Annotated in this window: 15 protein-coding genes; 13 read left to right on the plus strand and 2 right to left on the minus strand. The window is 40.0% G+C overall.

Annotated features, from left to right (window positions below; translation table 11 throughout):
• Nucleotides 1–236: 236 nt before the first annotated feature.
• From ATS75_RS04205 to ATS75_RS04235, 9 genes are all read left to right on the plus strand, one after another.
• Entirely contained in the window at nt 237–1,418 is a 1,182-nt protein-coding gene (locus ATS75_RS04205; protein ID WP_058559184.1) for a serine hydrolase domain-containing protein, read from the plus strand.
• Nucleotides 1,419–1,560: 142 nt separating this feature from the next.
• Nucleotides 1,561–2,511, plus strand: coding sequence for a TolB family protein (locus ATS75_RS04210; protein ID WP_058559185.1), 951 nt, complete (start codon nt 1,561–1,563; stop codon nt 2,509–2,511).
• 859 nt (nt 2,512–3,370) lie between these two features.
• Nucleotides 3,371–4,204: a tyrosine-type recombinase/integrase gene (locus ATS75_RS04215; RefSeq protein WP_058559186.1), complete on the plus strand. Its 834-nt coding sequence runs from the start codon at nt 3,371–3,373 to the stop codon at nt 4,202–4,204.
• The gene (locus tag ATS75_RS04220) at nt 4,201–5,292 is read left to right on the plus strand and encodes an IS91 family transposase (protein WP_058559187.1); all 1,092 of its coding nucleotides are present in this window, start codon (nt 4,201–4,203) and stop codon (nt 5,290–5,292) included. The genes ATS75_RS04215 and ATS75_RS04220 overlap by 4 nt, the downstream gene beginning before the upstream one ends.
• Nucleotides 5,293–5,645: 353 nt before the next feature.
• The gene (locus ATS75_RS04225; RefSeq protein WP_058559188.1) at nt 5,646–6,830 is read left to right on the plus strand and encodes a hypothetical protein; all 1,185 of its coding nucleotides are present in this window, start codon (nt 5,646–5,648) and stop codon (nt 6,828–6,830) included.
• Nucleotides 6,831–7,038: 208 nt separating this feature from the next.
• The gene (locus ATS75_RS20560) at nt 7,039–7,761 is read left to right on the plus strand and encodes a transposase (protein ID WP_235591124.1); all 723 of its coding nucleotides are present in this window, start codon (nt 7,039–7,041) and stop codon (nt 7,759–7,761) included.
• Between the two features lie 54 nt (nt 7,762–7,815).
• A complete protein-coding gene (locus ATS75_RS20715) occupies nt 7,816–8,424 on the plus strand; it encodes a transposase (RefSeq protein ID WP_082665397.1) in 609 nt (202 codons plus the stop codon).
• A 148-nt stretch (nt 8,425–8,572) separates the two neighbouring features.
• Complete coding sequence (locus ATS75_RS20720; RefSeq protein ID WP_082665398.1) at nt 8,573–8,674, plus strand: transposase; 102 nt, start codon at nt 8,573–8,575, stop codon at nt 8,672–8,674.
• 469 nt (nt 8,675–9,143) lie between these two features.
• Nucleotides 9,144–9,338 carry a (2Fe-2S)-binding protein gene (locus ATS75_RS04235; RefSeq protein ID WP_058559189.1) on the plus strand — a complete coding sequence of 65 codons (195 nt, stop codon included), beginning with the start codon at nt 9,144–9,146 and terminating at the stop codon, nt 9,336–9,338.
• A gap of 285 nt (nt 9,339–9,623) precedes the next feature.
• On the opposite strand, the gene bfr (ATS75_RS04240) is transcribed toward ATS75_RS04235, so the two are convergent.
• On the minus strand, nt 9,624–10,088 hold the full coding sequence (bfr, locus tag ATS75_RS04240; protein ID WP_058559190.1) for a bacterioferritin: 465 nt from the start codon (nt 10,086–10,088) through the stop codon (nt 9,624–9,626).
• Nucleotides 10,089–10,098: 10 nt separating this feature from the next.
• A complete protein-coding gene (gene bfr / locus ATS75_RS04245) occupies nt 10,099–10,572 on the minus strand; it encodes a bacterioferritin (RefSeq protein WP_058559191.1) in 474 nt (157 codons plus the stop codon).
• Between the two features lie 595 nt (nt 10,573–11,167).
• Between bfr (ATS75_RS04245) and ATS75_RS04250 the strand changes: the two genes are divergently transcribed.
• The 4 genes from ATS75_RS04250 (at nt 11,168) to ATS75_RS04265 (ending at nt 20,845) form a co-directional block, all read left to right on the plus strand.
• Nucleotides 11,168–11,548: a hypothetical protein gene (locus ATS75_RS04250; protein ID WP_058559192.1), complete on the plus strand. Its 381-nt coding sequence runs from the start codon at nt 11,168–11,170 to the stop codon at nt 11,546–11,548.
• Between the two features lie 52 nt (nt 11,549–11,600).
• Nucleotides 11,601–12,869 (plus strand): efflux RND transporter periplasmic adaptor subunit, encoded by a 1,269-nt coding sequence (locus ATS75_RS04255; protein ID WP_235591125.1) that lies wholly within the window; start codon nt 11,601–11,603, stop codon nt 12,867–12,869.
• Nucleotides 12,870–12,879: 10 nt separating this feature from the next.
• Nucleotides 12,880–16,005 carry an efflux RND transporter permease subunit gene (locus ATS75_RS04260; RefSeq protein ID WP_058559193.1) on the plus strand — a complete coding sequence of 1,042 codons (3,126 nt, stop codon included), beginning with the start codon at nt 12,880–12,882 and terminating at the stop codon, nt 16,003–16,005.
• A 103-nt stretch (nt 16,006–16,108) separates the two neighbouring features.
• A complete protein-coding gene (locus ATS75_RS04265) occupies nt 16,109–20,845 on the plus strand; it encodes a PAS domain-containing protein (protein WP_058559194.1) in 4,737 nt (1,578 codons plus the stop codon).
• The last annotated feature ends 4 nt before the right edge of the window (nt 20,846–20,849 follow it).

Genomic DNA, 20,849 nt, shown 5'->3' on the forward strand with positions numbered 1-20,849 from the left:
TTATCATTTACTTTTTATCTATGCTAACCACGCCTAGTCGCAATATCGCCTTTAAATTATAAAAAACAATAAATTCAATTGTTTAATGGTTAATTTAAGAACATTTAATATGATTTAAGTTGGATAAGGTGCGGTTCAAGTTTACTTTGTGTGTACTTTATATTCGCTGTGATAGCTAGTTTTAAATCAAGCTTGAGAGTTAGATCGAAAATATTTTCGACTATATAGGAGATAACATGTTCATAAACTGTCGAACCAAATTACTAACCGCTTTGGTCATACTTATTTCATTTAAGGGATTTTCACATGAAGCTGAACTTAAGGCGCCAAGAGCTTCTGAAGAAGAAGTTACAATGGACTTTTGGGATATGCCATTACTAGAAAAGTCCTATATCAACATTGCACCAGAAAAATTAGCCGGTGATTTAGACGTAGGTAAGTTAGGCGTTGATGGCGGTAATAAGGCTCCAATTTTGAGGTTCGCTAAACAACTAGCGGATAATAAACACGGTAAGTATGACAGTTTACTAATTAGCCACAAGGGGAAGTTATTATTCGAATCTTATTACAAACGTGGACGAATAGATTTACCTCATTTTCAATTTTCGGCGACTAAAGGCTACACCAGCTTAATGCTGGCGAGAGCCATAGAATTAGGTCATATTACTATGGCTGACTTGCATAAACCTTTGTTGAACTTTTTCAAAGACCTAGACACTAGAACATTGGCAGTAGGCGCAGAAAAAATCACGTTGCATCACGTGTTATCAATGAGTTCAGGTCTTAGATTTAGTGATGATCAACTTAAAGACTTTAGAGAAAACCGAGAGAAGTATTCAGGTATTGCCGAAGTACAAGCTTTTCTGGAATTCACTCAACCGATAACTCAAGAAACCCAAGTATTTAAATATCAGGGGGTAGACCCGATTTTAGTCATGCATGTTTTAGATGCAGTTGTACCAGAAACTGCCAAAAAGTTTGTTGAAAAAGAGTTCTTCAACAAAATGGGCATTGTGGACTACAAGTGGGCGTTAGATTCTAAAGGCCTGCTGGTCGCAGACAGCGGTGTTGATTTGACTTCTCGCGACATGCTTAAAGTTGGTGAAATGCTTGTGAACCTAGGAAAGTGGCAAAATAAACAACTTCTTTCTAAAGAATATTTGCTAACAGCTTTCGACGCAATAACAAAACCAACCGAAAGCTGGATACCAGAGAGCTTTAATTATGGCTATTTATGGTACCAGACAGACATCCCTGTCAATAATAAAAACTACAATGTTAATTTTGCGTGGGGAGCAGGTGGAAACCGAGTAATAGTGGTCAACGAACTTGATTTAGTAATAGTCGTTACTGGCTATGACAGAGAAGACACGGTATTTGAATCGCTTATAGAAGCAATATTGCCAGCCTTTATTTAGGGCGAATGTACATAGGCATGTGACTAAATATAGGTATAGTTAGTTACCAGCTGCTAATTTTCAGAAAAAACAGTTAAACGTCTGGTGTTGATTTTGTTTTTTATTCTATTTCATTTCAACCATAAGTAATTAGAGATTATCTATGAACGTTAAGAGTAATTCCAAGTTTAAAGTTATGGTGTCATCGGTCTTTGCTGTGTGTTTATTTGCAGGCTGCAAAATGATTGACTCTGAAACGGTACTCCCTTTTTCTATTGTATACGGCTCAAAGACTGCTCAAGACAAGCATAAGTCAATTTATATAACCGATGAAGAAGGTAAAAGGCGTATTAGAATCGTCGGTGCGACGCTAAGTGATGGTTACCCTGCAGTTTCACCTTCAGGCAAACAAGTTGCTTTTTACGGCAAGTACGACAACTATAAAACTTGGTCCATTCATACGGTTGATTTAGATGGGAAAAATGTTCGCCGTTTAACCGATAAAAAGCTCGTATGGGATAGCTCTCCGACTTGGTCACCCGATAATAAAACGATAGCGTACGCAAGAGAGTACCGAGGGGACGACGGTCAATTCCACGAAGAGATCTGGCTTATGAACGCGGATGGTAGCAATAAACAACAAATAAAAGCATTAAAAGGTAGTTCTCCTGAATTTATGCCCGATGGCAGGTTGCTTTACCAAACCAAAACACGTCCAAGTCAAATTAATATTGCGACTATTGATGGTACTGAGATAACTCAGTTAACCAATGACGACTCCAATAATTATCACCCTAAAATTTCACCAGACGGCAAGCACATAGCCTATTTGGCAAATAGAGATGGCAGCCAAGAAGTTTACGTTATGGGTATAGATGGCAGTAATCAAACACGTATAACGAAAAACTCGATTTCCGAGTGGGATCCAGCTTGGTCGTTGGACGGTTCTAAGGTTCTATTCTCAGCACAAAATGTTCATGGTTTTTACGATATTTACAAAGCGAACAAATACGGTTCAGAGATCGAAAAAGTAGTAGAGAATGCTTCTCAAGCGGCAGGGCTATTCGGTGTTAATAGCCCTGCTTTAGAAAGCTTAGAGGATAAAGTTAACTAATTAAGATTTTAAAATATGGGTATGTACAGCGAAACCAGCAGCCCAACTTGATCACCAAATATTTCGTCGATATTGACTTCCAACGTAAGGGACTCTGTTTTTAATGTATAAGCATGTTTCTTAACAGCTTATATTTCTGATGGCAATTTGCTTATTTGTATTGTCGATAAAAGTTTTCGTTCGCTAAGCAAATCGCTATTACTTTTGACGATGCGCCATTGGCAGGTACTAAGAGCATGGGTGGGCTGCAAAATACACATCAACCCAAAGTTTTAGCCGCATAAAATGAGGGGCTAGGTATTGATTATGACAATTTAGGACAGCTTTACGTAGTTACTTGGGTGGCAGGAATTCGTTTTTACGATAATTTGGCTATAAAGCATTTTAAGCGTTCACCAAAGCATCTGTTGTTACACTAGAATGAGCTGGCAGCTTTGTATTTAGGCAATTTAATTAACATACTCGAAATCAAGGCTGGGAAATCATTTCGCCTCAAGAATCTTATATCGATCCAATATTTACCGTTTATAAACCAATGCAGTGGACTTCCCATAGTTTGCTAAATATCATCGTTAATTGATTTATTAAAAAGCTCTTTGCGCATATATTCATGAAAATGAGCGCTGCGCGTATATTGGTTTATTTAACTCCACCCAAAAATTTTAGAAAACTTAGTGATAGTAATGCCTTAGGTAATTTGTTAAAACTATATAAAGTAGATAAATGAGCGTTAAGTCGGCAGAAATATGCGCGATGAGCGCACTATTAAATTGTTGAACTAAGCCGCTACGCGGAGATCCTATTCTTACCATTTGAGCCACACTTACCTTGGGGTTATCCCATAACTTGGAGGTAAGTCATGAATACACTCATTGAACAAGTCAAAACTGAAATAGCCTATCGTGGTTATTCGCAAAGTACCTGTAAAAGCTACTGTGAACATTTACTAAAACTCAGTCATTATTTTAATAAACCACTCGATTCGATTACGGATGAGGAACTTAACGCCTTTTTTAACGATCCTGCGATTCGTAAACTTTCTAGAGCGAGTCAAAAAATACAGATAAACAGTATTTGGTTCTTGTTTAAGAATATTTTACATCGGCCACTTAACTTAGATATTACACTGCCAAAAGTAAAACTGCGTGCACCCACGTATTTATCGCGCGATGACATGCGACGGCTTATAGAGAGTTGCACCGATATGCGCTTAAAAACATTGATTATGGTGTGCTATGGGTGTGGCTTACGTATAAGCGAACTGCTACGCATTAAAATACAAGATATCGATGGGCAGCGCAAAACCATTTTAATTGAACAAGGTAAAGGAGATAAGTCACGGTATGTGGTTATATCAGACAGCGTACTGAATCAATTACGTTGTTATTGGAAAATGTATCATCCAACAGGCTGGATGTTTTATTCACGATGGTTAATGGATAAACCCATGTCACCCTCAAGTTTCAGAAAGCCATTGAGAAAACATGCACAAGCGTGTGGCTTAAAGCACTGTAATCCACATGCTTTACGCCATGCTTATGCAACACACCAACTTGAATCAGGTATGCCACTTCATCAACTTCAACATCAGCTTGGCCACAGTGATATTAAAACCACACAAAGTTTCTTACATTGGTTACCAGAGTTAGGTCATGGCGGCATTGATTTACTTGCGAGCTGGGGTAAACAGTGAGCGCTTTACACCTCGCTGATATTTTAAACTCGAATCTTGAGAATTATCGACAGCATCATACGATGAGCTATCAACAACTGCGTGTCTGTCAGCACCTTCAATCATGCAGAACAGGTCAGCTTGGTTACCAAGCATGGCAATGTGATAACTGTGGTGAGTCACAAAAGATTGGATGTAGTTGTCGAGACCGTCATTGTCCGCGTTGCCAAGGCATGGCTACTGCTAAGTGGGTGCAAAGGCAGCAAGAGGATTTATTACCGTGCCGGTATTTCCACCTTGTTTTTACGCTCCCGCATGAGTTAAATATCATTGCGCACTACAACCCAAACGCGTTGTACCAGTGTTTATTTAAAGCCGCATGGCAAACGCTGTGTAAATTTGCGAAACGAAAGAGGCATGGTCAGTTAGGCATGACAAGCGTACTGCATACATGGGGGCAAAACTTAAGTCAGCATATCCACTTGCATTGTTTGATACCCGCAGGTGCACTTGAAAAAACGCACTGGCATGAAATAGAAAAAGGCTATTTATACCCCGTAAAAGCGTTATCAACAGTCTTTAGAGGTAAAATGCTGGCGGCGCTCAATGAAGGCGATGGTTCATTCGCGAAGATAAACACGCCAACAAAATGGTGCGTGTATAGCAAAACCTGTTTAACGTACAGTGAAAAGCTAGTTAGTTACCTTGCTCGTTATACACGAAAAGGCGTGATGTCAGAATCGCGCTTAGTGTCAGCGAATGAGCAGTCAGTGAGCTTTAAATATCGGGATTATGCAGATAACAACCGCGATAAAGTCATGACGCTAAGTTGTGATGAATTTTTACGGCGCTACTTACAACATGTATTGCCCAAAGGGTTTATGCGCATTCGCCACTATGGCTTTTTAGCTAATGCGTGTCGCAAGCGAAAGTTAGGGTTAATAAAGGCTCAAGTATCAGCAACCCCATGCAAAGCGGTGAAGCCGAAGGTAGAGCAAGAACGATTAATACCCCATTGGCCTTGCCAGTCATGCAAGACGGGTACTTTACGATTTATTGGTGTGATGAATTTAGATGAGGCGACGAATAAAGTAGCGCGAACGAGTTAGCAGCCTTGCTTGCTGCATCAAATCAATAAGTTAACCTGCTTAATTGCTCAGGCTAATAGCGACTGTGCGAGCGAAAAATATCCTTGCTTAACGGTTAAACATTCGGTTTAATGAATAGATAATAAACGCTGAGCAATGCAGGGAAAGCTTACATAACACTCGCTAAGCTGATTAAATTAGCGAGGAAAGTGAGAGCCTCTAAAAAGCAAATTCCCATAGCATAAACAACACCAACTCTAACACACCGAGCAGGTAGCGCCTCAGTCCAACAAGCGATTATGCAACACAAACTGCGTGTCGCATAAATACTAAAATGTTATGTACTTTTAGCAAAATTCAACTTAGGAGTTGTTGTGAAATATTGGGCACTTTTGTTTGTTCTGTTCGTAAATTTTGGGGTAAGTGCCGACGATAAGGTCGATTATGAAAAAAACTTGGTTGCTCTTCATGAGAAAATTTCATTCTTAACTGAAGAGATTGAATCACTGAAAGAACAAAGAAAGCTAGAAATTCAGCTAATAACAGAGTCATCTCGAAGTGATACATCTGATCTTGATTGGAGTCAATTTGTTACTACCAATCAGTTTGCTGAAATGTCCCATTCGGTGCTATCTCGTGTGGATTCAACAGATGAAAGCGTTGGGTCGTTACTCACATTTATAGGAAATATAGCTACTGCTTGGGGTTTTATTGTGACCTTTCTCATGGGGGGATTAGTATATCTACATTTTGGTAGCCTAAAAAAGGCAATATCTGAAAATGAGAGTCGTCTAGATAGCTCAATTAGGGAGCACTCAAGCAAAATAGATGCTTGGTTAAATACAACAGCTCTAGATAAAATTGAGAGTATTGCATCAGAAGCTGAGGAGCGTTTAGAGCGTGTTAGTAATAGAGAAAAAATTGCACGACAAAGCCTATCTAAAAGCTTAGAAGCTAATGTGTCGATAACAGCGAGTGAAACAACCCAAGACCAAGAAAGCCATTCTCAACAACTAAAGTCTGCAATTCGCTCTTATAAAGAGGCGGACTTTCCTGTTGCAATCCTAACAAGCAAGCTTGTTCTTGAAAAAGATATAGATCTTAAGCAAAGAATTGAAGCAACTAAGATTATTGCAAATAGCTATCAAGCACTTAACCTAAATGAGCTTTCTATTAAATACAATGAAAAGCTTCAAGAATGGGTGACTCTATATTCCCATGGCAAGCCAAGTAGTCTAGGTGCAGCTACACAATTGAATGTTGTAATGAACAAATACCCAATAGATACATCAAAAAACAACCACGACACAATAGAACTTATTGATGCTCTGGTTTCATCTTATATAAGAGATAGTGATGTTGAAGTAGTTAGGAGTGTAGCTAAAGCTCGTATGTTAAAAGCAATTGTTCATGAAAATAATGGTAGCTTTTTGAATGCCATTTCCATTTATGAAAGCATTATCGAAGACTATAAAGGGCATGGTGACCAAGAATTGGTCGATATAGTTGCTACATGTCAAGGTAACTTACAGGAAATCAAAGTCAAAACACGTACATAACAAAGCATTCAAGAGTGATTCGCAACGCTTGGCATTTTCGCTTCGCTCAAGTATAGCCAAGCGCTGCTCACACCTTAATGCGGCGTTGAGGCTGTAGAGTTACTCTTTTTAGAAACATATCCTACTATTCAAAACTGATTGTTTTTTAACCTTGAAACCACAGGGTGACTGTGATCTAATAGATATTATTCACCCACGGTAAATTGTTATGGCCAACTACAAGCCTGACTTATCCTGCCAAAATAAATTCATTCCTATCAATTTCGCTGAGCAAATTCTGCCAGGTACCTTTGAGTATGCGCTTTGTTATATTGTCGAAAATAAACTCGACTTGTCGGGCTTTGACGCGTGGTATAACAACGATAAAACGGGTGCAGCGGCGTATCCGCCCACGGTGATGTTAAAGATTATTTTACTCGGTTATGCGCATGGGTTAATTAGTAGTCGCCGAATAGCCAAGGCCTGTGAGAACAATATTCTGTTCATGAGTGTGTCGGGAGATATTCAGCCGCATTACACATCAATAGCGGGTTTCGTAGCCAAAATGCATGAACAGATTGAGGCGCTTTTTACGCAAGTGCTGATGATATGTGATGAGGAAGGCTTGATAGGCCGCAACATGTTTGCCATTGATGGGTGTAAATTAAAGTCCAATGCGAGTAAAGAGTGGAGTGGCACATTCGATGAGCTAGGCCGTAAAAAAGTAAAACTAGAGCGCGCAAGTAAACGCATCATTGAACGCCACCAATCACACGATAGCCTGAGCGAAGAGCTGATAACTCAGGATTTAAAGCAAAAAGAAAAGCTGGATAAAAGTGCAGATAAAATCACCGCATTCTTATCAACCCACGAAGAGAAAACAGGCAGTAAAGGCAAGCCAGTTAAAAGTAATATTACCGACGCTGAAAAATTCATCGGGAATGAATTTTAACAGCAAAGCTGGCCTGAAAGGCGAGTCAAGGGATAGGACGAGTAGTGCGCGAAAATGACGACCTCAAAAGGGACAATTCAAGGCTACAACGGCATCGCTATTAATGACGATAAGCACCAAATCATCCTGCAAGCACAAGCATGGGGTTCAGTGGGCGAACAACAAACTCTGCAGCCAGCCGTTACACAATTAAAACAACAGCTCGATAAACTCAATACAGAAAAAATGACAGACGGACATACCATCAAATTTACCGCAGGCAGTGGGTTTAACAGCGAAGCTAACCTTGAATATATGTCGCAAAGTGGCTTTGATAGTTACATAGCTGATAATCAATTTAGAAAACGAAATCCGCTGTTTAAAGACAGCGAAACATACGAAACAGAGCAAGAAAAGCGCCGACTAAAACGCAGTAAAGGCAAGCCACGTTTATTTACCTCAGACGACTTCCACTATGATGAAGCAACCCAAACCTGCCGCTGTCCCGCAGGCAATGATATGTGGCGAAGTGGGGTTAATGTAAACAGCCATAACCAACAATACACCCGATTCTGTGGTTACTTAAAAGACTGTAAAGTATGCCCACTGCAACAGCAGTGCATGCGAAAGCCACCGATAAAAACAGGGCGACAAGTGCAGTTTAAAAATGATGAATCGCGTTAAAAGCTAAGCTACATCGACAAAATGAAGGTCAAAATAGACAGCCCGATGGGGCGACGGCAGCTTTTTATAGAAGGAATGGCAAACGACTAGGCCGTATAGAGCCTGCTTTCCTTTAAATAAAAAGCGGAATATTACCGTCAATAAAGGCATGAATAAATTGACCTTACGGGGTCAAACAAAAGTGAATGCGCAATGGCAACTGTACTGCCTTGTTCATAACATAGAAAAGCTGCAAAACAGGCTACATTAAAAAAGGGGAGCCTTTTTAAGCCGAAATATAGCGACTCAAGCACCTGTAATTCCCTCTAAAACAGCCATTAAAACAACCGCACATTCTCTTTTTCTATTTTACGTAAACTAGCGATAACTGATTGAACCAAAATAGGAACTCGGCTATGGTCTATTTATTTTACTGTGTCGGATGGCGCTTCACTTATCCGACCTACACTTACACAAACCGGAAATAGCCCAGGCACTAATCCTATATTTATACATTAAGGCTTCTTCAGGTTTAATGAAATTCATTTTAATCATTCAACTATTTACCTAAATATAAACCTACTTAAATTCAAGGTCAGACTTTATTTAATAAATCTCAATTTAAGTGGCGCTGGCTACACAAATAAAAATAATTCTCAGTTTATTTAAAAACTAATTGCGAACAGTTAACGTTTAGATTAATATACAGACTCAAATGTAATTGAGAGTGGTTTGTATTCATGTATATCTGTTTATGTCACGGTGTGACAGATAAAAAAATTGAACAAACAATCGACGAAGGGGCGATGACGATGCGTGAGCTTAGTAAAGAGCTTAAGGTCGGCAGTCAGTGTGGTAAATGTTGTTGCTGTACTAAAAAAATCCTTAATCGTAAACTTATTGAAATAGCGGATATCACAGATCAAGTTGCGTAGGTATTTGTTCAAAGCATTTCATTGATACTTTTCTCATTAGTTAAATTCTTACTTTGTGTCGTGATTTTATTAACGACAAAACTAAAAAAGCAGCCTAGGCTGCTTTTTGTGTGTTTACTATACCAATTCGATTAGTTAAGTGATCTATTTGAAGGTAGAAAAACGTGTTGATAGCAAGGCAAAAAATTCGCTATTTAGTTGTTCTAAATGAGAATTTTTTAACGCAGGTAGCGACACGTTTAACCCCGCAAAATGATTAAGTATTATTGCAGATTGGTATTATGTTTACATTTGTGATTGTAGGTAGTTTTCGAGCCCCGTGCTCTTAATAAGCAGTTGCTGTGTTTCCAGCCAATCAATTTGCTCTTCTTGCTCGTTCAAAATATTATCAAGCGCTTCACGGCTGATATAATCTTGTTTGGCTTCCGCAAGCTTAATGGCTTCTTTAAGATCAACAAGTGAATCGATTTCAAAGCTCATATTGCAATTAATCATCTCTTCGCTGTTTTCGCCGATGCGTAAACGGCCAAGATCTTGTAAGTTTGGCAAACCTTCTAAAAATAAAATACGCTCGATTAAACGATCTGCATTTTTCATTTTTTGAATAGACACTTTGTAATCGGCTTTATCGAGTACACTGAAACCAAAATCTTTAAACATACGTGCATGTAAAAAGTACTGGTTAATACCAACGAGTTCATTGGCCAATACTTTGTTTAATGCAACAATTACGTCTTTATCGCCTTTCATGTGTTAGCTCCTATTCGCCCATTTGTGATTGATGGTAATTTTGGCTACCAATTTTATCAATCAAACCCAGTTGTTGTTCTAACCAATATACGTGGTCTTCTTCAGTGTCGAACAAGAGCTTTTCTAAGATTTCACGAGATTGGTAGTCTTTCTCTTGTTCACAAATAGCAATTACTTCTTTCACACATTCAACAACTTCAAGTTCTAGCGTGAGATCATTTTGCATCATGCTTTTTACATCATGACCAATAATAAGGTCACGGCGCTTAGTCATGTTTGGAACACCTTCTAAGAATAAAATACGCTTTATTAGCCAATCAGCGTGGTCTTTTTCTTCTTCCATTTCATGATTGAGGCGAACATAAAGCTTATCTAAACCCCAATCATCATACATGCGAGAGTGGATAAAATATTGGTCAATGGCTGCAAGCTCATTGGCTAACAACTTATTGAAGCTGTCGATAACTTTTTGATTACCTTTCATAATAGCGACCTTTTAAAACATTGATTGTGGCTAGTTTAGTATAAAATGGGGCATTTGCAAGTATTTTCCTTAATAATCAGTTGGTTACTATTGAGTGTGATTCTCGTTTAAGTTTGCATTGTTGGTTTAATTATGAACAGATTGCGATTTATATTTGCTATTCCAAACGTGACTTCAAAAATGAAGAAACAAACGCGCTTACTAGCACAAGCAAAGAACACGTTTGCTTAATTAAAACAGGTAGTTAATGCCAATTGTGATACTGATGTAAAGGCCTTTTATATTGTAGCTATCGTATGTGCGACTGAGCGGGAGCAGGAAAGTAGGCTTCATTAAATCGGTTTTCTAAGTTTATAACCCTTTCCAGCAGTTGGTTAACTGCGGATTGCCACTTAACTTAAACTACGTTGGTGCTTTTAACAGGGGCTTTGCATGCCTATAATGCTGGTGGTTTTGGCTTAGAACAGTGCTGAGGATGCGATAATTAGTCACAATGGTTTTAAGGAAGAAATAATTAGGGCTTCAAAATGAATGTGCTTTTTAGTTTTCTTAATTTCTGTTACTGTTTGCGGTATGTGCTTTTGAGGTTTACTTTTTGAAACAGTCGCTGTTATTTCTTTTAGCTTTTATATTAATTCAACCCGTGTTGGATAGCTTTGATGTGGCTAATTATAATAGTGCGATTAAACACACCTCTAATTTACTGCAACAGCAATCAGCCTTAGATGAGCATTGTTTATTGAATCGCGATCATCTATCACATCAAGTTGAGCATGACGCGCTGAATACCGCTTTGACCGACGCACTTGAAGACAGTCACTGTCATGTGTGCCATATTCCTGCCTTTTTTAGTTACGTTTGGCATTACCCTGTTTTACCTGCCATTAAAGATGAAATAAACTTACCTGATATACATTTTAATTCTCATCTGATTTCTCCTGATTTAAGACCGCCCATTTCTTCTCTAATAAGTTAACGGATTGCTGGCCTAAAGGCCTGTTATTAATTTATAAATTAGAGAATAAATCATGATTTTTACCAAACTATTTAAGTTTGTGCGTGCGCGCGTGCGAACAAATCGCCCTCGTTTTTTTATAACGTTTTCACATACGGTTGCTCAACGTAGTCATGGTGAGCGCACTTGCCAAAGGCCTCATCGCTTTAAGGGGGCTTTACATATGGGGCCTATTTATTTGGGGGGGGTGCTGTTAAGCCTGGCATCATGGGCCGCAAATAGTACAGAGTTCGCTAGCGAGCATGCAGAGGGTGGGCATGAAAACGAGCCAAAACAGGTCACTCACTTAACCCAAGCACAGCAAAGGTTAGCGGGCATTAAAGTGACAACGCTAATTAAACAGTTTTTTCAATCACAAATGTATGCGCCGGGTGAAATTAAAGCGAACGGATACACAAGTTATGTGCTCTCGCCACGTGTTGTCTCTCTTGTTGTAAAGCGTCATGCAACCTTAGGACAACACATTACTAAGGGGGCGCCTTTAGTGACTTTATTTAGTGCCGATGTTGCCACTGGCCAAACACAGTATCGGTTAGCAAAAGCGCAATGGAACAGGTTAAAAAAAATGAAAGCGGGTACAGTGAGTGAAAAAGAGGCACTCATTGCACAAGTTGAATATGAGGTTGCTTATAGCCAGCTGGCAGCGTTTGGTTTAACAAACACTGATATTGAACAATCGATTGATTTAACACCGCAAAGCTTAGGGGAATACACTTTATACGCACAGACGTCAGGAGCAATTTTAAGCGATGATTTTGCACAAGGGCAGCGGGTTGATTCAGGCACAGAGTTGATGCTCATTGCAGATGAAGCTAACCTCTGGGTGGATGCGCAGTTATCAGCAAATCAAACACTCAACATAGCCATGGACACCCCAGTTAAAATCAAAGTTAATAATCGATATTATTCAGCGAAGGTCTCTCAAGAAGCACACACGATTAATCAAATTACCCGTACAAGAGTGGTGAGGTTGACGGTTGAAAATACGGACCACACATTACACCCAGGTATGTTTACGGATGTCTATTTTTCTTTTCAAGCGGATCGCAAAGCACTTGCTGTGCCAGAGAGCGCCCTGATGCGCACTGCTGATGGCGATTGGTCTGTCTTTGTTGCAGGTGAAGCGAATGAGTTTACTGCAACCGACGTTGAGCTTGGCAAAAAGTTTGTGGGTATGCAGCAAATTATTGGCTTAAAAGAAGGCGTGCGTGTGGTTACCCATGGGGCCTTTTTTGTCATGTCAGAGCAAGCCAAAACTGGCTTTGATCCACATAATCATTAGGAGGTTCACTATGTTTACGAAACTTATACACGCAGCAGTGAATAACCGGCTTATGGTGGTGCTTAGTTTAATACTCTTCATTGTGGTAAGTGTAATGAGCATGGGGCGCTTAAACTTAGATGCGTTTCCCGATGTGACCAATGTACAAGTCGCTATTAATACACAGGCGCCCGGATTAGCTGCGCTAGAAGTTGAGCAGTTAATTACTTATCCTATTGAGGCGGTCATGTATGCTTTGCCTGATGTTGATGAGGTACGCTCACTATCTAAAACCGGTTTATCTGGTATTACGGTTGTGTTTAAAGAAGGCGTGGATATTTATTTTGCCAGACAATTAGTGTTTGAACGTCTACAAGCTGCAAAAGCCTTTATACCTGAGGGAGTCGGGTTACCAGAGATGGGGCCGAATACGTCTGGTTTAGGGCAAATATATCAATACTTATTATCGGCCTCGCCTGAATCAAATATCGATGCAATGACGCTACGTAGTTTAAACGATTGGGTTGTTAAACTACTTTTATTGCCGATCGATGGAGTAACAGAAGTATTATCTTTTGGCGGGGCTGTTCAGCAATATCACGTTAATGTCGACCCGAATAAATTGTTAGCCTATCAACTTGATCAGCAACATGTTGTTGATGCCATTGAAGCAAATAACCAAAATGCAGGTGGGTGGTATTTAAATCGAGGGCAAGAACAATTGGTCATTCGTGGCACTGGCTGGTTTAGTGCAGCAGAGCAAGGGATAAACGATATTGCGAATACGCCATTAAAAACGCAAGCAGGCACTGTTATTACTGTTGCGGATGTCGCTGACGTTAGCCTTGGCAGTGAAATACGTCAAGGTGCCGCCACTATGAGCATAAAAGATAAAAAGGGGGTTACCCATAATCGTGGTGAAGTGGTAACGGGGGTGGTATTAAAACGCATTGGCGCCAATACAAAGCAGACGATTGATGGTATCAAAGAACGCATTGAGCTTATTAATCAAGCGTTGCCAGAAGGTGTTACATTTAAACCACTTTATGATCAAGCAGACCTTATAAAACACGCGGTGAACACGGTGCTTAATGCACTGTTATTTGCGTTTGTTTTAATTGTTGTTGTATTGGCTTTATTTTTAATGAACCTGAGGGCAACACTGTTGGTGTTGTTGTCTATACCAATTTCGATTGGCATGGCGTTGAGCATAATGGCTTGGTTAGGAATATCTGCAAATTTAATGTCATTGGGCGGGATCGCGGTTGCGATAGGCATGTTAGTTGATGGCTCAGTGGTGATGGTTGAAAATATATTTCGCCATTTAACAAGTAAAAAACAAGGTTCGGTGGACTTACCCAGTATTATCAAGCTGGCTTCGCAGGAAGTCGCTCGGCCAATCTTTTTTGCTGCACTGATTATTTTAGTGGTGTTTATGCCCTTGTTTAGTTTTGAAGGGGTAGAAGCTAAGTTATTTCAACCTATGGCAGTATCAATCATGTTAGCAGTTATGACAGCGGTTGTTGTTGCGTTGGTTGTTGTGCCAGCACTGGCCGTTTATGTATTTAAGCGCGGTGTAAAAGTACGACAAAGCGCTGTATTAATGCCAATAGAATCTGCCTATAGGGTGGGGCTAAGTTGGGCCATGAGTAGAGTAAAAACGGTCATATTGCTTGCAATGACATTGGTTATATTTGCTGGATACTTACTACCGAAACTAGGCACTGAGTTTGTTCCTGAGTTAGAAGAAGGCACTATTAATCTGAGGGTGACGCTTGCACCGTCGGCAAGTTTAGACACCACCTTGTCAGTTGCGCCAAAATTAGAAGCCATGTTACTTACGTTTCCTGAGGTTGAATATGCATTGAGTCGAATTGGTCGCCCTGAGCTTGGCGGCGACCCTGAACCTGTTAACAACATTGAAATTTATATTGGTCTTACACCCATTTCACAATGGCAAAGTGCCAGCAATAGGGTTGAGCTGCAAACGTTAATGCAGGCTAAGCTCCAACAGTTTCCAGGTTTACTATTTAACTTTTCACAACCCATCGCAACGCGTGTGGATGAGTTACTATCAGGCGTTAAAGCGCAGCTAGCGATAAAGCTCTTTGGCACAGATTTAGCTATATTGGCAGCAAAAGGCCAAGAAATAGAGGAGGTCATTAAAAGAGTCAAGGGCACCCAAGATGTCGCGCTTGAGCAAATTACTGGTGAGCCGCAACTCGTCATAAAGCCAAATCGCTTGGCACTTTCGCGTTATGGCCTTTCTGTGGGCGATCTTATGTCGCTGGTACAAAATGGCATTGGGGGACAATCTGCAGGACAGATAATAAATGCCAACGAACGCTATGATATCTATGTTCGCATTAAAGAGGATCTCCGTGACAGTGCGCAAGCTATCGGTGACTTGCGCATAGCGTCTGATTCGGGTGCAATTGTAAGAGTGGCGGATGTGGCTGACGTTGTGATTGAGTCAGGGGCAGTGCAAATTCGTCGTAATGATGTGCAGCGCACGGTTGTGATTCAAGCAAATGTTCAAGGCCGTGATATGGGCTCAGTGGTTGCTGACATTCGTTCGAATATCAAAAAGCGTATCGACTTGCCCACAGGTTACGGGATAGAAATTGGAGGCCAATTTGAAAGCCAACAACGTGCACAACGCAGTTTATCCGTGGTTGTTCCTGTTTCATTATTACTCATCGCAGTGTTGCTGTACTTTGCGTTTTCGTCGATTTCCCATGCTGCACTGATTTTAATAAATGTACCTCTGGCTATTATTGGCGGTGTCGTTTCTTTGTATGTTAGCGGGCAATACTTATCTGTTCCAAGCTCAATCGGTTTTATCACTTTATTTGGCGTGGCTGTTTTAAATGGTGTTGTCATGGTTGAGAGTATTAACCACCGAGTTTCATTAGGTGAGTCATTACATGATGCTGCTTACAATGGTGCTGTTTCGCGATTGCGGCCAATACTTATGACAGCGCTCACCTCTGTGCTGGGTTTATTGCCGATGTTACTGTCGACAGGGGTTGGCGCTGAAATACAAAAGCCCCTTGCGAGCGTGATTGTTGGGGGGTTATTCACCGCCACACTTTTAAATTTGTTTGTTATACCAAGCCTATATACTAAATTTAGTACGCCCCCTTTCAAACGTTAGAAAGGGGTTTATGCACTAAATTGCACAGGCGCTATACTTGAGTCTTGTTCTATTTAGTGCATTATTAATAGATAAGCGACTTATAGGTTGGTGTTAAAATAGTATGACCCAAAAAAAGAGTAATTATAAAGGCCAGTCATTACGTAGCAAAATAATCTTTACCTACTTTGTTATTGCGCTTTCACCATTATTATTGTTGTCGTTTTTTAGTTTTAATTACATTACCGATTTATTGAAAAGAAATGCAGAAAGCGAACTGAATAATTTAAGCTATGTAGGTAAACAGTTTGTTGATACATGGTTTGATGATCATCTAAAAAGCCTATACTTACTCAAAGATCAATTAGATGATAGTGATTCGAATAAACAGTATATTATTGAGCAATTCATTGCTCGCTATGACTTCGTCAATGATATTGATCTGTTATTGATGCAAACTGGTAAACCCGTTTCACTGAGCCGACAACTCTCTAAAAAATTTGATACAAACCAAATAAACAGTCTGCTTGAAGCATTAGAACGGGGCAGGGCAAGCGCGTTTATCTCGTCCGAACAGCCTGGTAATCAGCATTTTATCGCTATTTTTAAATATGATAATAGTCAGCAGCTTACAGGCATTGCTTTTGTTGAAATTAACTTAAATGGTCTATTAAACAGCTTGCAAGATATTGCAGGTGCACGCGGTGATATTAATTTTTACGTTGTTCAAAGTGGTGTGCTCCTAGGAAATAACCCCCCTCTATTATCTACACCGCTAAACAGTGCATATCATGAAGGCCCCGCTTTTTCTTATAAAAAAATGGGTGATGAACTTTATTACGCAAGTTTAGTCCCCATCAATTTTGCCGAGTCAGCTGGGTGGGAATTGTTAATTGTTAAGCCTGCCGAGGCTATTATAAAAAGTGGCGAAGATTTTAAAAAAGTTGCTGTTTTAGCTAACGCCTTAGCCATTCTTGCAATTCTGGTTTTGTCTTGGTGGTATGGTCGACGTTTATCAAATCCATTAATAAAGTTAGCTCAAGCAACAGAGCAAGTCAGTAAAGGGGAACAAAGGCATATTCCGATTTTTACCGACAGTGTAGAGCTATACCAGTTATCGTCAGATCTAAATGAACTTGTCATAAATAAAGCAAACCAACAAACTGATTTGGAGCAACAAAGCGATGCGCTCAAAGGCGCACTGAAGCAGTTGGAAGATCAAAAGGCAGCACTAGACGAACACTCGATTGTTGCGATTACGGATGTAAAAGGGACAATCACGTTTGTAAATCGAAAATTTTGCGAAATTAGTGGCTACGCTGAGTCTGAATTAATCGGTCAGAATCATCGCATTTTGAACTCAGGCGAACACCCCGCGAGCTTTTTTGAAACACTTTATAAAACGATTAAAAGTGGCCAAGTATGGCGTGGGAAAATATGCAATAAATCAAAAAGGGGTGATTTGTATTGGGTTGATACAACTATTTCTCCATTTCTAGATGAGCGAGGGTACCCACAAAGTTTCATTGCTATCCGTAATGATATTACTGCCCTCAAACAGAAAGAGTTTGAGTTGGAGCAGCACAAAACGCAATTAGAGCTGGTGCTTGACAGTACTGCGGTGGGGATTTGGGATTGGAATATTGAGACCGACAAGGTGACATTTAATAACCGTTGGGCTGAGATTATTGGCTATTCACTGGATGAGCTTGAACCAGCAATAAGTACTTGGCTTGATAATGCACACCCTGATGATCTGAGAGAGTCAGAGAAAAAGCTATCTGAGCACTTCTGTGGTCAAACGGATTACTACGTGGCTGAAACACGGATGAGGCATAGAAATGGTCACTGGATATGGATTTTAGACACTGGACGTGTTGTTGAATGGAACAACGATGGCACACCAAAACGTATGATTGGTACTCATCTCGATATTACTGATCGAAAAGAAATTGAAGTTCAACTGAAGCAAGGGCGTGATCGTTTCACGTCTTTAGTTGAGAATATTCCTGGCATTGTATACCGCTGTAAATATGATAAAACCTGGACAATGCTGTATATGAGCGATCAAACCAAAGCCATAACGGGCTATGATCCGCTGGACATTGTTAATAATTACAGCGTTGAATTTACTCAACTTATACACCAAGATGATGTGGTCACTGTTGAGCAGCAAGTGCATCAGCAAGTGGCAAAACAAGCACCGTGGTCAATCGAGTTTCGATTAATTGCGTTGGATGGCAGTATTCGTTGGGTGCATGAAAAAGGGCAGGCGGTTTATGACGCACAAGGTAATGTATTGTATTTAGATGGCTTTATATTAGATATTACTGAACGATACCTAACCCAATCTCAGATTTCTCGCCAACAAAGTTTGCTTGAAGCAATGAGTAAACAGGGTCAAATTGGTGCATGGGAAGTTGACCTTGAAAAAAGCACGCTCTATTGGTCTGAAGAGGTTAAAGTCATTCATGAGGTTGATGTTGATTTTGAGCCTGCTTTAGATCAAGCACTCAACTTTTATAAAGCGGGTGAACACAGAGAAGCCATTAGTGGATTATTTGAACGCGCTGTGAGCCAAGGTAAAAGTTGGGATGTTGATCTGATCATCATCACTAAAACGGGCAAAGAACGATGGGTAAGATCAATAGGCCAAAGTGAATTCAAAGGCCAACAATGCGTTCGTGTTTATGGTTCATTCCAAAACATAGATACACATAAACGGCTTGAATTAGAGAGTATTAAAGCAAATAGATACAATAAAAACTTAGCCAGTTTAACTGTGTCACCAGAGATACAAACAGGGAGCTTCGAGCTTGTCAAAGATATAATTACTCATGCAATGTGTGATGTACTCGATGTTAAACGGGCGTCTATTTGGTTATTTGATGCTCATAAACAAGAAATGAAATGCATGAGTTTATACATTAGCGAAGAGGGTGTGCAACCTCAGCATTTAACATTGAGAGTGGGTGATTATCCTTCTTATTATAACACGCTCTTTGATAATGGCGTTGTTGCTATTGAAGATATAACGGTTCATTCCACCACGTCCGAATTTGTTGAAGACTACACTAAGGCACATAATATTAAATCTATACTTGATACTGTTATATCAACAGGAGAGGGGGTTTTAGGTGTATTAAGTGCAGAATGTGTGGGTGAAACTCGGGCGTGGAGTCAGAATGAAGAAACATACTTGCGGTCACTGGCTACACTGATTGGCAGTGTTTTAATGTCTGAACGGCGTAAGCAAACGGCTGAAAAACTAAAAGTTGCTTTGGCAAAAGCAAACGAAGCTGCACTTGCAAAAAGCCAGTTTTTAGCGACCATGAGCCATGAAATAAGAACACCTATGAATGGCGTATTAGGCATGCTTGAACTCATTGAGTTAGAGCCCTTAAATAAACCAATACAAACCAAAGTCTCTATTGCTAAAAATAGTGCGAATTCTTTGCTCTCGGTCATCAATGATATTTTAGATTTCTCAAAAGTTGAAGCCGGTAAAATCGAGCTTGAAAGTATTAATTTTAATGCGTGTGATTTACTGGGCGAAATAGCCGAAGCCCAAGCACATTCTGCACAGGGTAAAAATGTTGAAATTATCTTAGATGTTGTAGGTGTTGTGCCTGCCGATCTAAAGGGTGATCCAGGACGTATTCGCCAAGTTATAACAAATTTGATAAGTAATGCCGTTAAGTTTACACCCGCTGGCGAAGTGGTGATCAGTGCTGATGTACAATCAAACGCTGATGAATATAAATTGACTGTGAGCGTTAAAGATTCGGGCATCGGGATAGACGTGGCGAAACAAAAAGAGTTGTTTACTCCATTTTCACAAGTGGATGCATCGACAACTCGTGAATACGGTGGCACCGGTTTAGGTTTAGCTATTTGCAAGCAGTTAACAGAGCTTATGGGTGGAAGAGTGAGTGTCCACAGTGAAGTGGGTAAAGGGAGTGAATTTACCGCAACGTTCACTTTGCGCGGAGGGGTTGAAAGCCAACAAAGCTTGCCAAGTGCAGATATAAGCCATCTTAAAGTGCTCGTTGTAGATGACAATGAAACAAATAGAATTGTTATTAGCCAACAGCTTGAACATTGGGGGGCAAGTGTTGAGCTTGCTAGTGATGCTGACCAAGCGCTTGAGTTGTGCAAAAAGTGCTTTGAAGAAAATAAGCCGCTTTATGATATTGCTGTACTTGATATGCAAATGCCCAAAATGAATGGTATTGAGCTGTGCCGCATAATGAAGGCGGATGATAATATTAAAAATATGCCGCTGGTAATGATGACCAGTATTGCTGGCATGGAAGGCGCACAAAAATACAGCGATGCAGGGTTTCAGGCTTATTTCCCAAAACCAATTACCACGGCTGACTTAATTGCGACGATGGCTGTTATTACTCAAAAGGCGGATTTGGGTAACTTGCCTTTGGTAACGTCGAGTTACATTTCATCTTTAAGGATGAATAAAAAAAACCAGCACCATCGTGTTTTGTTAGTTGAGGATAACCCGATTAATCAACAAGTCGCAAAACTCATGCTGAATAAATTAGGGTATGATTACACATTAGCTGAAAACGGTGTTCAAGCCTTAACTGCACTGTCAAAATCGCCAGAACATTACTTTAGTCTGGTATTAATGGATTGCCAAATGCCTATAATGGACGGGTTTGAGACAACACAGGCTATTCGTGAAGGCAAAGCTGGGGTTAAGCACCAAGACATTGTTATAATTGCTTTAACAGCTAATGCAATGGATTCCGATCGCGATAATTGTTTAGCGGCTGGCATGAATGACTACCTAGCAAAACCTATTCAACTAGACAGATTAAAAGATAAATTAGGACAATACTAAAACA

Source organism: Pseudoalteromonas sp. H105, from assembly GCF_001469215.1.
Classification (GTDB): domain Bacteria; phylum Pseudomonadota; class Gammaproteobacteria; order Enterobacterales; family Alteromonadaceae; genus Pseudoalteromonas.